Raw genomic sequence first — 13,666 nt, forward strand, 5'->3', positions numbered from 1 at the left:
GCGTACCCACGCTGGGGGAGGTCAATCTCGCGTAGTCCGCGGAAGACGACAGAACCGTACGAGCGCTGCGGTGTATCGAGCGCTCGTACGGTTCTGTGGCAGATACCGAGGTCAGGCGGTGGGGGTCAGCAGCTGGTCGAAGAACGCGCGGTAGCTGCGCAGCGCGCGCCGCAACGACTCGGTGTCCGGGCTCTCCGACCACCGGCCCGCGATGATCTTCTGGCGTTCGGCGTAGGTGCTGGTCAGCTCGTGGATCAGTTCGGCGACCAGAGTGTCGGCCTGGGACACGGCATCACGGGGATCGTCGACGAAGGAGCCCTGCAGATCGCGCCAGCGACCGCGCAGCTGTTCCAGGGACTTTTCGTCGAACAGCGGAACGACGTCGTCCTCCACCTCGGTAGCCGGGCTTTTCTGCGCTACTGCCGGCTCGTGCCCCGCGTGAACGGAGTCGGTCTCATCGGCGATCGCGTCGCGTTCGGTGCCGACCTCTGGCCGGGTACCGGTGAGATCCGCATCGGCCTCGCCTGAGGTGGAGGCCGCCACGGGAGCGTGCTTGCCGTCTGCGCGCTTCCCGGCGGCGGTTTCGTCGGGACGGCGATCCGGCCGCGTCTCGTCCACGGTGCCGGAGGCCTTCGGATCCCGTCCGGAATCCGGATCGATGACCTCGGCGTCGATCACCTGGTGATCGACGTGCTTGCCTGCCGTGAGGCGATCGCGTTCGCCGAGAGGGGCGTGCTCGACATCGTCGGTGCGCGCATCGGTCTTGATTCGGTCGTTTTCGGTGCTCATGACACTGTGTCCTTCTTGTGCGTGGTGTGGCCGTTCGTCAGATCGAGGAACAGCGCGCGGTAATGCACGAGGGCGGTCCGAAGGTCTTCGGTGCTCGCCTTTCCGTCCGCGTGCTTGATCGCGATGTCGTGGGCGTCGCGGTAGTGACCGAGGGTCGCGGCATGCTCGACGGAGAGGTCGGCGGCCTGCTGGTCGAAACCCTCGGTGGGATAGCCGCGTTCGGCCATCACGGTCGTGACGAGCCGGTCGGCCTCGCTGACAGCGTCGGCGGGCTTGTCGACGAAGCGTTCCTGCACGTTCGTCCAGGCCGCGGTGAGCTCTTGCTTGCGTTCGGAGGTCAGTTCACGCAGCTCGAGCGAGTGGTGCCTGCGCTCACGTTCCACCAGTTCGCGTTCGGCGGCGCGACGATCGTCGGTCTGTTCGAGCGCCCGGTCGTATTCGGACCCGAAGCGGCCTCGCAGACGCCTCCGGCGTAGGTACGGCTGGGCCAGAAAAGCCGCACCGGCGAGTACGACCACGATGACAATGACAGCTACCAGAATTCCGGAAGTCACAAGTTCTCCTTCTACGAGCCTCTTGTCCCGGAATGCCTCGACAATCGATTCTCAAACAGGCCGAGCACCCGGATGATCAAGGAGAGCAGCAGATTCGGGCTCGCCGCCGCGATACCCGTGGGCCGGAATCCCGATCTCGCGGCGGCGTGCGGCGCGCTGCGTATCCTGGTCGAAACCCTTTCGAGCGGAGGATAATTCGTGATCAGCGCGCAGGTCGGATCGTCGCCGGAGTCGGGCGAACAGGAGATCCTGGATCGGGTGACCGAACTGGCGGCGGGTTTCGCCGCCGACGCGGCCGACTACGACGAGCGGGCCGAGATTCCGGTAGAGGAGCTGACCGCCCTGCATGATGCTCAGGTCGATCGGGCGGTGCTGCCTCGCCGACTGGGTGGGCTCGGATTGAGCTATCAGTCGTTCGGGACAGTGGTCCGGATACTGGCGAAGGCCGATCCGTCCATCGCCACGATCTGGGTGATGCATGCTGGTGCGGGCGTCGCGTTGGCGGAGTTGACCGGCGATTCGGCGGGGTCGTTTTTCGCCGACGAGTTCCTCGCGGGTAAACGGTTCGCCAATGCCTTGTCCGAACCGGGCAGCGGGAACCGCTTTCTGCAGCCGCAGCAGGTGGCCGAACCCGCGGTGGGCGGCTGGTCGCTCTCCGGTGCGAAACGGTTTGTCTCCGGTAGCGAGATCGCGGACTACTTGCTGGTGAACGCGCTGGTCTCGGGAGTGCCGACGTTCTTCGGGGTGATACCGGACGAGTCCGTATCGATCATCCCGATCTGGGACACCCTCGGTTTGCGAGCGACCCGTAGTCAGCTGCTGGCCTTCGACAACACCGTGTTGCGCGCCGAATATCGCGGTCGCGCACCCGGACCTGGCGATTTCGCCGTGATCCCGGCCGGGTTGCCTGCCATTTCCCTCGGTATCGCCGACGCGGCGCTTGCCGCGTTGGTCGCGCACGCGCGCTCGCGACTGATCCTCGGCAATCCGCTGGCCGACCAACAGTGGGTGCAGCACGAGGTCGCCGACGTGCAGATCCGGCTCGCCGCCGCGCACGCCCTCTACGACCAGGGTCTGCGCGAAGCCGACAGCGCCAACCCCGCCTTTTTCGCCACTCTGTCGCGGGCGAAGTACCTGGCGAACAAGGTGGCCGTGGACGTCGCGCAATTGGGCGTGCGCGTGGGTGGAGCGTCGGGCTATCTGCGCGGGTCGCCGATCCAGCGACACCTACGCGACGCCGAGGCCGGGCAGCTCATGGCGTACTCGACGGAGGTACTGGCCGGCGAGATCGGCCGGGAGGTGCTCGGCGTCGCTTCGCCGCCGCCGAGCCCTTGATCGACGTCGAGCTGTCGGCGGTCACCAGCCCGCCATCGCATCCCTGCGCCGTGCGGTGCGGTAGGCGGCGGGGGTTACCCCGTACTTGGCGCGGAAGGCTCGCGAGAGTTGGTCGACCGTGCGGAAACCGCAGCTGTCGGCGATATCGCGGAGCCCGCGGGTGTCGTCACTGAGCGCGCTCGCCGCGGCAGCCAGTCTGCGGGTGCGGATGAGCCGCCCGACGGACATGCCCTGGAGTTCGAACGCCCGGAACAGGGTTCGTCTGCTCACGTGCAACCGAACCGCGACCGCATCCGGGTTCACGGCCGGGTCGGCGAAGTTGCGGTCGATGAAGTCGGCCGCGCGGCGGCGCAGCACATCCTCGGCGGTGAGTTCCTTTGTCGCATCGGCGAGATCCCGTTCCAGCAGAGCTACTACCGCCGCCCGGAACAGGATCTCGTCGATGCGCGCGACTATCCGCAAGCTGCCGGGAATCGTTGCGCCACAGGCTATATCGCGAGCAACCATCAGGGCAGACACTGCCGCCCGCGACAGCGGCCACGACCGGCCGCCCGCCGCGGCGGCGTTCAGACCCCACGCGGTCAGCGAATCCACCGGGAGGTAGAGGTAGAGCACGTCGGTGGCGGGGGTTTCGCATCGGGCGAGAGTCGAGCGGAACGGGCTGTCGAGGCACAGCGCGAAAGCCTCCCCGGCGACCGCGGTCGATCGATGGCCCCGTTGCTCGAGCGTGGCTCGTCCGGCCAGCACCACACCCAGTTGTAGGTACTGGCTGTAGTGGTCGTCGTCGACACCGATACCGCGCTCGGCGGTGATGTCCGAGGACCGCAGCCGGGCGACCAACACCGACCCGGTGCTCGAGGTCCACAGCGTGGCAGCGAAGTCCTCCCGGGCGCGCAGGTCGCAGCCGAACCCCACCCGCTGGAGATCGCGCGATCCGCGCAGGGGCACACCCTGGTCATCGGCGGGGCCGGGGCGTTCCAGCGGACAATTTGTTTCCGGTCGGATCAATTCGCTCGTCGATTGCCCCAATCCGAACAAAGCGGACTTCTCTCGGGTCGAGGTCTTCGGATCGACCTTGGCCCGGGCTGGGCGCTGTCCGCCGGGCTCGGTCCGCCGTCCGGCCTCGATCTCGTGCGCGTCCATCTCGCTGTGCATATCCCACCTCCGCGCAGGGGTGCGCGGTCGCCGGGAACGGGTAGGACGCGGATCCGTCACCGGTTGCCTGCACCTGTCGACAATCTGGAATCGCTCTCGAAAGGTCAAGGATAACAGCGTAATTCGGTGCCTCTGTGCGGTCGGGTCGATCTCGGTATCGACGCGTGGACGACACTCGCATTCCGTGCCAGGTTCGCCGGGATGTCGTGCCAGGACCGTCTGCGAGAGTCGCGCGGTCGACTGCCTCGAAGGAGGGTCCCGCCTGCCGATTTCGGTCCTGCGGTGGTCGGTGCGGGAGCTCGTCGACGGTTTGCTTGGTCATTGCGGCACTCGTGCCCGCGGCCTAATCTCGACACCGTTGGCCCCCTTGCTATTCCGTGGTTGTCGGTCGCAGGATTCCTCATCGTGTCCTCCCTTCCTCGGAGGTGGTCCACACAAATCTTCAGTGATTTCCGGCGCGCATCATCGCCCACCTCGACGACGAAGGACTACCGAGACATGCTCTGGGAAGCACTGCTGTGGGTAATCGTGGCCGCCGGATCGGCCGGGACCGCCGCCTACTTGCTGCGCAGGCGCGGCAAGGGCCGCGACGGCGAGGCCACCAACGAGTCGGTGGGGCAGGTCTTCACCCTCGTCGGCGGTCTGCAGGTGGTGCTGGCGTCGTTCCTGCTCATCGGCGTGCTCGATACCAACGCGAGCGCGGCGAAGGCCGCGTCCGACGAAGCGGACCGATTGCTCGCCCTGCAGTGGGCGGGCGACGCGTTGTCCGAACCTGCCCGCGGCACCGTCACCAGGGCCGTCCATGCCTACACCGGCCAGGTGATCGAGGTCGAGTGGCCCGCCATGACCTCCGGCGAAGATGTCGACGACAAGGCGTGGAACCAGCTGTCGACGGTGCGCGCCGCCATTGCCGCCACCCCCGCCGCCGACGAATGGCAACGTTCGCGCCAGATCGCGGCAGCCGATCGGCTGTGGGAGGTCTACGAGGCCAGGCAGTCCAGGATCGAGGCCGCGGGCAGCGCGTTGTCGCCGATGATGTGGCTGGCGCTGGCGCTCGGTGCGATTCTGTCGGTGGGTTTGTCACTGCTGTTCTCCGGCACCAGCGCGCGCATTCATGTCGTCGTGGTGGCCAGTTTCGCGGCGGTGGTGACGTTCATGATCTTCACCATCTTCGAACTGCAGAATCCCTACGGCCGGGCCGCTGCGGTGGCACCGACGGCCTTCGACGCCGTGCTGGCGCAGCTGAGGTGAAAATGACTGTGCGGAGGGGGATCTGGGCTGCTCTGCTGTCGGGGGTCGGTCTGTTCGCGCCGGGGTCGGTCGGTGCGACTCCGATGTCCCCGTCGAACGAGCCGCCGAGTGTCGTCCTACCCCGAAGCACGCCGCGAGCTGGAACGCTCACCACCGCCCCGGCGGAACCCGTTGATACGCCTCGCGTGCCACCCGGCGCCACGACCGTGCAACCGACACCGGGCGGGATTCCTCGATCGGTGCCTCGGTTCGAGGAACCGGATGCCCCTGACACCCGGCGACCGTTCGCGGAACCCCTGCTCCCCGGTCAGAGTGAACGGCCCGATCGACCGGAGACAACCACGCCGAGAAGGGCATTCGAGAAGCCGGTCGTTCCCCCGTTCGGCGGGCTGGAGATTCCTGTTCCTGAACGCTCGTACGAGGTGCCGGTTGCTCCGGAGCGGGTACCGCCCTTCGGGGGTCTGGAGTTACCGGCTCCGGCCCGCCCGTTCGATGGACCGGAAGTGCATGTTCCGGCGCCCCGACCTCCGCTCCCGCTGCCTGTTCCGGCGCCCCCACCCTTTCCGTTGCCTTCTCCCGCGCCGCCCCCGCTGCCCGTACCGATGCCATTGCCCTCGGCCCCGCCGCCGATAGTGCCGCCTGCACCTGAACCGTCACCGGTCCGAGAACCACCCCCGGCACCACCGCCGAGCGTGTCGGTCGGTCCCGCGCCGCCGCTTCCGTCACCCGCGCAGGAGGCGCCAAGCACACCCGTCCCGGTCTCCATGCCGATGAGGTTTCTTGCGCCCCCCGAGCAGGAACCGGAGGCGGTGGTTGCCCAGCCGGTGGCCGTCGAACAGCGGCGCTGGGCGCTGACCGCCTTGGTGCTCATCATGGGAAGCGCGGGTGCGGCCAGGGCGGCATTGCGACGTTCGTGAGCAGTGGCAGCAACTATTTCGCAGCCCTCGTGGCAGTGCCACGAGGGCTGCTCCGACCCGGGTTGCCGCATGCCGCGAATCAGTCCATGGCTTTGAATCTTGTTAGCGCACAACAGAATTCAGCTCAATTTCCCTCGAACACCGCACGCTTTCCGCTACAGTCGTTTTGCCGCTATTGATAGCCGGTGGATAACTGATTCGTTCGTTCCCCCGTGGTGTGTCATCTCGTTTCTCCCATGTCTCTAGAAGCAGGAAGAACTCATGACTGAACTGGCTGAACCTTTCTCTGGAACCATTGCCGCCGCCCAGCTGAGCCTCAGCACTGTGGCCGCGCGAAACCTGGCAACCACCACCAAATCCGTGCCGCAGATGCAGGGCATCACCTCTCGGTGGCTGCTGAAACTGCTGCCGTGGGTGCAGGCCGACGGTGGTGTGTACCGCGTCAACCGTCGCCTCACCTACACGGTCGGCGACGGCTTGATCACCTGCTACGACACCGCGGGCCAGGCCCGGGTTCTCGCACCCGATCTGCGTGAGCTGCGCCATCTGCGCCAGTACTCCGATGACGCTGCCTTGCAGGTGCTTGCGGACTCCTTCGTCGAACGGCAGTACGCGCCCGGCGACATCATCGCCGAAGCCGGTCAGCCGGCCGAAGAGCTGGTGGTGCTCGCCCACGGCAAGGCCGACAAGCTCGGCACCGGCGCCTACGACGAGTCGACCGTTCTCGAGATCATGACCGACGGCCGGTTCATCGGAGAACGGATCCTCGGTGCCGACGCACAGCCGTGGGACTTCACCGTCAAAGCCGTCACCGCGTGCACCTGCCTGGTCCTCACCTCCCGCGCTCTGGCCGAGGTCAGCGCACGGATCGAAGGATTGCGCGAGCACGTGCGGGTGGCCCAGCTCGACGATGCCGTCGCCGATGAGCGGGCAAACCCCCACGGCGAGAGTTCGATCGAGCTCGCCTCCGGCCACGACGGCGAGCCGCAGTTGCAGGGCACCTTCGTCGACTACGACCTGTCACCGCGCGAATACGAATTGAGCATCGCGCAGACCGTGCTGCGGGTCCACAGCCGAGTCGCCGACCTCTACAACAAGCCGATGGACCAGATCGAACAGCAGCTGCGGCTGACCATCGAGGCCCTGCGCGAGCGCCAAGAAGACGAGATGGTCAACAACCGCGACTTCGGTCTGCTGCACAACGCGGCACCACGTCAGCGGATCAGCACCCGCACCGGCCCGCCGACACCGGACGACCTGGACGAATTGCTGGCCCTGGTCTGGAAGGAACCCACGTTCTTCCTGGCCAATCCGAAGGCCATCGCCGCCTTCGGCGCCGAGTGCAGCCGGCGCGGCATCTACCCGACGAGCACCGAGCTGAACGGGCATCGGGTGCCGTCGTGGCGCGGCATACCGATCCTGCCGTGCAACAAGATCGGCACCTCGGCCAGCCGCACCACCTCGATCATGCTGATGCGCACCGGTGAAGCGGCCCAGGGCGTGATCGGCCTGCGCCAGATCGGGATTCCCGACGAGTACGAGCCCGGACTGAATGTGCGCTTCATGGGCATCGACGACAAGGCGATCATCTCCTACCTGGTCAGCACCTACTACTCGGGCGCCGTGCTGGTGCCCGATGCCCTCGCCATTCTCGAGAACGTGCAGCTCGGCGCCGAGGGCTGACATCGTGCAGCCCTTCGAGCTGCCCGAGTTCTACGTCGCTCATCCCGCGCGGCTGAACGCGCACGTGGAACAAGCACGGGCACATACCAAACAGTGGGCCTACGAGATGGGAATGCTCGGCGACACCGTCGGTGGCGATGTGGTGTGGGAGGAGGCGAGTTTCGACGGCATGGACTATGCCGGCCTGTGCGCCTATACCCATCCGGAGGCGAGCGCACCGGTGCTCGACACCGTCACCGACTGGTACACCTGGGTTTTCTACTTCGACGACCACTTCCTCGACGCCTTCAAACGCACCGGCGACATGGACGGCGCACGGCGATATCTCGACCGCCTGGCCACGTTCATGCCGCCCGACGGTGCCGCGATGCCCGAACCGACCAACCCCGATGAACGTGGTCTCGCCGACCTGTGGACGCGGACAGTGCCGTCGATGTCGCAGGGCTGGCAGGAACGGTTCCGCGAAAGCACCCGGAACCTGCTGCTCGACTGCGTCTGGGAGATCGGCAACATCAATACCGCCCGGATTCCGAACCCCATCGACTACATCGAGATGCGGCGCAGGGTCGGCGGCGCACCGTGGTCGGCCGATCTGGTGGAGTACGCCCGCGGCACCGAGATCCCCGAAGCCGTCGTCGGCACCCGGCCGATGCGCGTGCTCAAGGACACCTTCTCCGACGCGGTGCACCTGCGCAACGACATCTTCTCGTATCAGCGCGAGACCGAGGAAGAAGGTGAGGTGAACAACGGAGTCCTGGTAATGGAGCGGTTCTTCGACTGTTCGCCGCAGCAGGCCGCCGACATCGTCAACGACCAGCTCACCTCGAGGATCCACCAGTTCGAGAACACCGTGCTCACCGAGCTGCCCCTGCTGTTCGACGAGCACAGGCTGGACGCGGTGCAGTGCGCGGCGACGCTGTCATATGCGCAAGGTCTGCAGGACTGGCAGTCGGGTGGCCACGAATGGCATCTGCGGTCCAATCGGTACATGAACGGCTCCGCGGCGGCGGGACCGATGTCGTTCGGTCCCGCGGGGCTCGGCACCGAGCTGGCCAGACCCGGGTTCTGGAAGGGTCTGGCCGGGCCGGGCGGAGCGCGTAGTCACCGCCAGATTCCGTTGCGCCGCACCGGGCAATTGCCGTTGCCCGACTTCGACGTGCCATTCGAACTGAGTCTGTCACCGCATTTGCCCGTAGCGCGCGCGGCCAGTATCGAGTGGGCGCAACAGGTCGGATTCCACGACCCGCTGCCCGAGCTCGGTGGGCGGCAGTTGTGGGCTCGCGAGGATACGGTCGGATTCGATTTCGCGCTGTGCTCAGCCGGTTTGGATCCCGACGCCGATATCGAGGCGCTGACACTGTCGGCCGAATGGCTCACCTGGGGGACCTGGGGCGACGACTACTTTCCCACCGTCTTCCCGCCCACCCAGGGTGCCGCCGCGATGGCCGGGGCGAAAGCCTGCAACGCCAGACTGTCGACGTTCATGCCGTTGGACCTGAAAGCCGTTGGTGCACCGGCTAATCCGTTGGAACGGTCGCTGGTTGACCTGTGGTCGCGCACCGCGCGGCCGATGTCGCCGGCCGCTCGGCGTACGTTCCGGCAGGCGGTGGAATCCATGACCGAAAGCTGGTTGTGGGAGCTGGCCAACCACATCCAGCATCGGGTCCCCGACCCGGTCGACTACCTGGAGATGCGCCGTCGCACCTTCGGCTCGGATCTGACGATCGCGCTGTCGAAGATCGCCCGTGGCGGCCTGATACCCGATGCGGTGTTCGAGTCCACCACCATGCGCGGCATCGAACACGCCGCGCAGGACTACGGCTGTTTGATCAACGACTTCTTCTCCTATCAGAAGGAGATCGAATACGAAGCCGAGTTGCACAACGCGATCCTGGTGGTCGAGTCGTTCTTCGATTGCGACCGCGACATCGCCGCCAAGGTCGTCGACGACCTGATGCGGGCCAGAATGCGACAGTTCCAACGACTCGTCGACGACGAATTGCCAGTCCTGTTCGAACACCACGGGCTCGACGCCACCGCTCGCGCGGCGCTGACCAGCTACATCGACGAACTGCGTGATTGGATCGCGGGCATCCTGCACTGGCATCGCGGCACCAGCCGCTACAGCCCGGAGAACCTGCACTACCCGGTCGGCAGGCAACCACACACTGCCGCCCGCCCGGTCCACACGTGGGGACCCTCGGGTATCGGCACCGCCGCCGCCCGCATTCGTCCGCGCGTCGCCACCCATGCCACCTCGCCGGGAAGGACTTCCTTGTGACCAACACCGCCCAGAACCCACCGACCGCCTTCGGTGTCGCCGCCGCCCGCACACTGGCGACCACCACCAAATCTGTTCCGCAGATGCAAGGAATCACGCCCCGCTGGCTGCTGCGCATGCTGCCCTGGGTCGAGGTCGACGGCGGAACCTACCGGGTCAACCGGCGCCTGACCTACACCGTCGGGGACGGCTACGTCACCTGCACGCTGGCCAACGGCCGCTATCAGGTGATCCCGGCCGAACTGCGCGAATTGCGGGCGCTGCGCGATTTCGACGACGACGACACCCTGGTCGAGCTCGCCCGCCTGTTCACTCAGCAGGAGTTCGCGGCGGGGGAGACGATCTGCGAGTTCGGCAACGAAATCGATGCGGCCTATGTGCTCGCCCACGGCCGGGTCGTGCTGACCGGCCCCGGCGAATACGGCCAGCAGGTACAGCTCGACGTGCTCGACGACGGCAGCCACCTCGGCGCCGCCACTCTTCTCGGTGGACAGGCCATTTGGGAATACACGGCGACCGCGAACACCGCCTGCACGGTATTGGCGTTGCCGCGCGCGGTGTTCGACGCGTTGTGTGCCCGTGAACCCCGTCTGGCCGCCCACGTCGCCGACCTCGGAACCGCGGTCGCCGCCGAACGGACCGGTGCCGACAAATACGGTCAGGCGGCGATCGGACTGCTGTCGGGTCAGCAGGGCGAGCCGACCCTGCCCGGAACCTACGTCGACTACGACCAGCAACCGCGCGAACTCGAGCTCAGCATCGCGCAACTGCTGCTGCGCGTGCACACCCGGGTCACCGACCTCTACAACAAGCCGATGAACCAGCTCGACCAGCAGCTGCGCCTGTCGATAGCAGCGCTGCGGGAACGCCAGGAACTCGACCTGCTGACCCACCACGACTACGGCCTGCTGCACAACGTCGACCCGAGTCAGCGGTTGTGCTCTGCCACCGGCCGCCCGACACCCGACGACCTCGATCGCCTGCTGGCTCGCCGTCGTAAGACCGCGTTCTTCCTCGCCCACCCCCGCGTGATCGCCCAGTTCGGCCACGAGTGCACGGCCCGAGGCATCTACCCGGATCCCATCGAAATCGAGGGAAAGCTGGTGCACGCGTGGCGCAATGTGCCGCTCCTGCCCTCGGACAAGATCCCGATTTCGCCGAGCGGGACCAGCACGATATTGGCGATGCGGATCGGTGAATCCGACGACGGGGTGATCGGCCTGCGCCAGACCGGCCTGCCCGACGAAGTCGAGCCGGGCATCAACGTCCGCTTCACCGGCATCGACGATCGGGCGATCGCCTCCTACCTCATCAGCGCCAATCACGCTGCGGCCGTTCTTGTTCCGGACGCCCTTGGTGCACTGACCGAAGTGCAGGTGAATCGATGAGCACTCCGCAGGCCGCGAGCACGCCGATCCTGGCGCAGACACCCGTGACAGCACCCGCGGTGTCACCGAGCCCACGCACGGCCGCCGACGTACTCGATCAATGTCGCGAGGCCTGCTCCGCCACCCTGCACGCCGCCGTGCAGATGATGCCCGCCACGGTTCGCACTATCGTCGGGTACCACTTCGGCTGGTGGGACCCGACAGGGCGGCCGGAAAAGCACGACGGTGGCAAGGCGATCCGCCCCGCGCTTGTTCTGTCGGCCGCCCGGTTGACCGGCGGTGACGTGGCAGCTGCCGTGCGCGCGGCCGTCGCGGTCGAACTGGTGCACAACTTCTCGTTGCTCCACGACGATGTGATGGACCGAGACACCACCCGACGGCACCGCCCGACCGCGTGGACCGCTTTCGGTATCGGTCCTGCCATCCTCGCCGGCGACGCGCTGGTCGCCCAGGCCTATTCCCTGCTCGCGGCGGAGCCGACCACACCGATCGTGGAAGCGACGAACCTGATGAGCCGCTCGGTGCTGCACCTCGTCGAGGGCCAGTGCGCCGACCTGGGATTCGAGCGGCGCACCGATGTCGAGGTCGACGAATGCCTCACCATGGTCGACCAGAAAACCGGGGCGCTGTTCGGATGTTCGGCCGCCCTCGGTGGCCTGTTCGGAAACGCGGACTCCGGTGAGCTCCTGCACCTGCAAGAGTTCGGCAGGCGCCTCGGCCGTGCCTTCCAGCACACCGACGACCTGCTCGGCATCTGGGGCGACCCGCACGTCACCGGCAAATCGGTGTTCTCCGACCTGCGCAGTCGCAAGAAGTCGCTGCCGGTGGTGTTCGCACTGCGCTCGAACACCCCCGAAGCGGGCGCGCTCGCTGACCTCTACCTCCGCGAAAAGCCGCTCGACGACAGCGAATTGGTTCACGCCGCCGAGCTGATCGAAGCCGCAGGCGGGCGGGAATGGAGCCGCCTGCAGGCGAGACAGCTGTACGAGGAAGCGATGTCGGCGATCTCGCAGGTCGGGTCCGACGCAGAAGCCCTGGCAGATCTTGACCTGCTCGCGGCACTGGCCGCGGACCGAGACTGCTGACGCCGCGCACGATCGGGTTGCATGCCACCGCCCGGCCACGGCTACGGCCCCGGCCGGGCCGTGGCCGGTCTGGCGGACCGTCAGACCGCCGTAGAGCTGACGGAAGTCTTCGAGGGTGCCCGTGTAGTACTCATAGTCTCGGGCCCTGAGGCGGCTGCGTGTCTGTGACGGTTGTGTCCGGGAAAGAATGGTGTTCGTGGGCGACAACCCAGCGTCCGTGGTCCTTGCGAAGGCCCAGAGTAAGGCGCAAGCGCGTATCCGGTTGTGCGGCAAAGTCTTCTGGGGTGCCGCAGCGCAGCAGAGCGTTCGCGTAAGCGACATCGGCTCCTGCGGTCACGTCGAGTTCGACGATGTCGAACTCCGCGCCGCGCGCCAGCCATTGAAAGAAGGGCGGCCAGGTTTCCCGGTAGGCGTCGATACCGCGGACCCCGTTCTGTGGCGGCGGAACATCGAACATGACGATGTCAGCGGTGTGGTCGGCCAGCACGCGGTCGAGGTCGCGGTCACGGACGGCGCTCGCCCATGCATGCACCAGTGTGCGGATCTCGGCATGGTCTTCCGACATGTCGGTCTCCCTTCGATGTGCCGAGGCTCTCGGGTCTCGGCCGGTGGGAACGTCCCACTGCCGATATGACCCTGCGGTGGGTGTCGAAATAATCGTCGGGCGGGAAATCAGTCGGACACAGTGCTCGGAAGTGCGAAACGGGGGAAGAGCGTCGGATCGAGGAACGACACCACGTCGGTGATCGCGCCGTCGCGCACCACCAGCACATCGAGTGCCATGGCAGTGAAAACGTGGCTCTCGGTATCCCACGAATAGGTGCCGAAGGCTGGTTGGCCATTGGCCACGGTGGGCAGGAAACGCCAGCGCCAGCGCAAGGGCTGGGCCACCAGGAAGTCTCGGATGGCTGCCTGCCCGGCATACCATTGGGGCAGCGGTGGCATGGCGTACCTGGCATCGGCGGCGAGCAGTTCGATGATGCCGTCCACGTCGGCAGCCTCCCACGCGGCCGCGTAGCGCTGGGCGAGGTGACGAGTCCGCGGATCACCCGGGTCTTGTGACGGAGTGGAAGCGTTTTGTTCGGCGTGCGCTCGAGCGCGTTGCAGGGCGCTGTTGGCCGACGCGACAGTCACGTCGAGCAATTCGGCTGTCTCGTGTGCTGTGAAGCCGAGGACATCGCGCAGGATCAAGACACCGCGCTGGAGTCCTGGCAGCTGCTGGATCATG

12 protein-coding genes are annotated in these 13,666 nt (G+C 66.6%); 7 read left to right on the forward strand and 5 right to left on the reverse strand.

The features are described 5' to 3' along the window. Positions 1-111: 111 nt before the first annotated feature. Together OHS03_RS06920 and OHS03_RS06925 are read right to left on the reverse strand one after the other, a co-directional pair. A complete protein-coding gene (locus OHS03_RS06920; protein WP_328661660.1) occupies positions 112-789 on the reverse strand; it encodes a hypothetical protein in 678 nt (225 codons plus the stop codon). Further along, a complete protein-coding gene (locus tag OHS03_RS06925; RefSeq protein WP_056820787.1) occupies positions 786-1,343 on the reverse strand; it encodes a hypothetical protein in 558 nt (185 codons plus the stop codon). Before OHS03_RS06925 ends, OHS03_RS06920 begins: the two co-directional genes overlap by 4 nt. Before the next feature lie 198 nt (positions 1,344-1,541). On the opposite strand from OHS03_RS06925, the gene OHS03_RS06930 reads away from it, so the two are divergent. Then, the gene (locus tag OHS03_RS06930; RefSeq protein ID WP_328661661.1) at positions 1,542-2,678 is read left to right on the forward strand and encodes an acyl-CoA dehydrogenase family protein; all 1,137 of its coding nucleotides are present in this window, start codon (positions 1,542-1,544) and stop codon (positions 2,676-2,678) included. Between the two features lie 21 nt (positions 2,679-2,699). On the opposite strand, the gene OHS03_RS06935 is transcribed toward OHS03_RS06930, so the two are convergent. Continuing rightward, positions 2,700-3,833: a helix-turn-helix domain-containing protein gene (locus OHS03_RS06935; protein WP_328661662.1), complete on the reverse strand. Its 1,134-nt coding sequence runs from the start codon at positions 3,831-3,833 to the stop codon at positions 2,700-2,702. Positions 3,834-4,331: 498 nt separating this feature from the next. Between OHS03_RS06935 and OHS03_RS06940 the strand changes: the two genes are divergently transcribed. The 6 genes from OHS03_RS06940 to OHS03_RS06965 all read left to right on the forward strand — a co-directional run bounded on the left by OHS03_RS06940 (position 4,332) and on the right by OHS03_RS06965 (position 12,438). Beyond that, positions 4,332-5,084, forward strand: coding sequence for a bestrophin-like domain (locus OHS03_RS06940; RefSeq protein ID WP_328661663.1), 753 nt, complete (start codon positions 4,332-4,334; stop codon positions 5,082-5,084). A gap of 770 nt (positions 5,085-5,854) precedes the next feature. Further along, positions 5,855-6,001: a hypothetical protein gene (locus OHS03_RS06945; RefSeq protein WP_328661664.1), complete on the forward strand. Its 147-nt coding sequence runs from the start codon at positions 5,855-5,857 to the stop codon at positions 5,999-6,001. Between the two features lie 261 nt (positions 6,002-6,262). Next, positions 6,263-7,684: a family 2B encapsulin nanocompartment shell protein gene (locus tag OHS03_RS06950; RefSeq protein ID WP_328661665.1), complete on the forward strand. Its 1,422-nt coding sequence runs from the start codon at positions 6,263-6,265 to the stop codon at positions 7,682-7,684. Positions 7,685-7,688: 4 nt separating this feature from the next. Next, positions 7,689-9,965 (forward strand): terpene synthase family protein, encoded by a 2,277-nt coding sequence (locus OHS03_RS06955; protein ID WP_328661666.1) that lies wholly within the window; start codon positions 7,689-7,691, stop codon positions 9,963-9,965. Further along, positions 9,962-11,353: a family 2B encapsulin nanocompartment shell protein gene (locus OHS03_RS06960; RefSeq protein ID WP_328661667.1), complete on the forward strand. Its 1,392-nt coding sequence runs from the start codon at positions 9,962-9,964 to the stop codon at positions 11,351-11,353. Before OHS03_RS06955 ends, OHS03_RS06960 begins: the two co-directional genes overlap by 4 nt. Then, complete coding sequence (locus OHS03_RS06965) at positions 11,350-12,438, forward strand: family 2 encapsulin nanocompartment cargo protein polyprenyl transferase (protein ID WP_328661668.1); 1,089 nt, start codon at positions 11,350-11,352, stop codon at positions 12,436-12,438. The genes OHS03_RS06960 and OHS03_RS06965 overlap by 4 nt, the downstream gene beginning before the upstream one ends. 130 nt (positions 12,439-12,568) lie before the next feature. Here OHS03_RS06965 and OHS03_RS06970 read toward each other — a convergent pair whose 3' ends face one another. Then, positions 12,569-13,003, reverse strand: coding sequence for a YybH family protein (locus OHS03_RS06970; protein WP_328661669.1), 435 nt, complete (start codon positions 13,001-13,003; stop codon positions 12,569-12,571). A 107-nt stretch (positions 13,004-13,110) separates the two neighbouring features. Then, a complete protein-coding gene (locus tag OHS03_RS06975; protein WP_328661670.1) occupies positions 13,111-13,665 on the reverse strand; it encodes a nuclear transport factor 2 family protein in 555 nt (184 codons plus the stop codon). Between the last annotated feature and the right edge of the window lies 1 nt (position 13,666).

This window comes from Nocardia salmonicida (assembly GCF_036142455.1).
GTDB classification, from domain to species: Bacteria; Actinomycetota; Actinomycetes; order Mycobacteriales; family Mycobacteriaceae; genus Nocardia; species Nocardia salmonicida.

Bases quoted from the DNA above. Each gene is read 5' to 3' on its own strand.
- OHS03_RS06920 (WP_328661660.1), bottom strand. From the start codon at position 789: ATGAGCACCGAAAACGACCGAATCAAGACCGATGCGCGCACCGACGAT.
- OHS03_RS06935 (WP_328661662.1), bottom strand. From the start codon at position 3,833: ATGCACAGCGAGATGGACGCGCACGAGATCGAGGCCGGACGGCGGACC.
- OHS03_RS06940 (WP_328661663.1), top strand. From the start codon at position 4,332: ATGCTCTGGGAAGCACTGCTGTGGGTAATCGTGGCCGCCGGATCGGCC.
- OHS03_RS06945 (WP_328661664.1), top strand. From the start codon at position 5,855: ATGAGGTTTCTTGCGCCCCCCGAGCAGGAACCGGAGGCGGTGGTTGCC.
- OHS03_RS06950 (WP_328661665.1), top strand. From the start codon at position 6,263: ATGACTGAACTGGCTGAACCTTTCTCTGGAACCATTGCCGCCGCCCAG.
- OHS03_RS06965 (WP_328661668.1), top strand. From the start codon at position 11,350: ATGAGCACTCCGCAGGCCGCGAGCACGCCGATCCTGGCGCAGACACCC.
- OHS03_RS06970 (WP_328661669.1), bottom strand. From the start codon at position 13,003: ATGTCGGAAGACCATGCCGAGATCCGCACACTGGTGCATGCATGGGCG.
- OHS03_RS06975 (WP_328661670.1), bottom strand. From the start codon at position 13,665: ATGATCCAGCAGCTGCCAGGACTCCAGCGCGGTGTCTTGATCCTGCGC.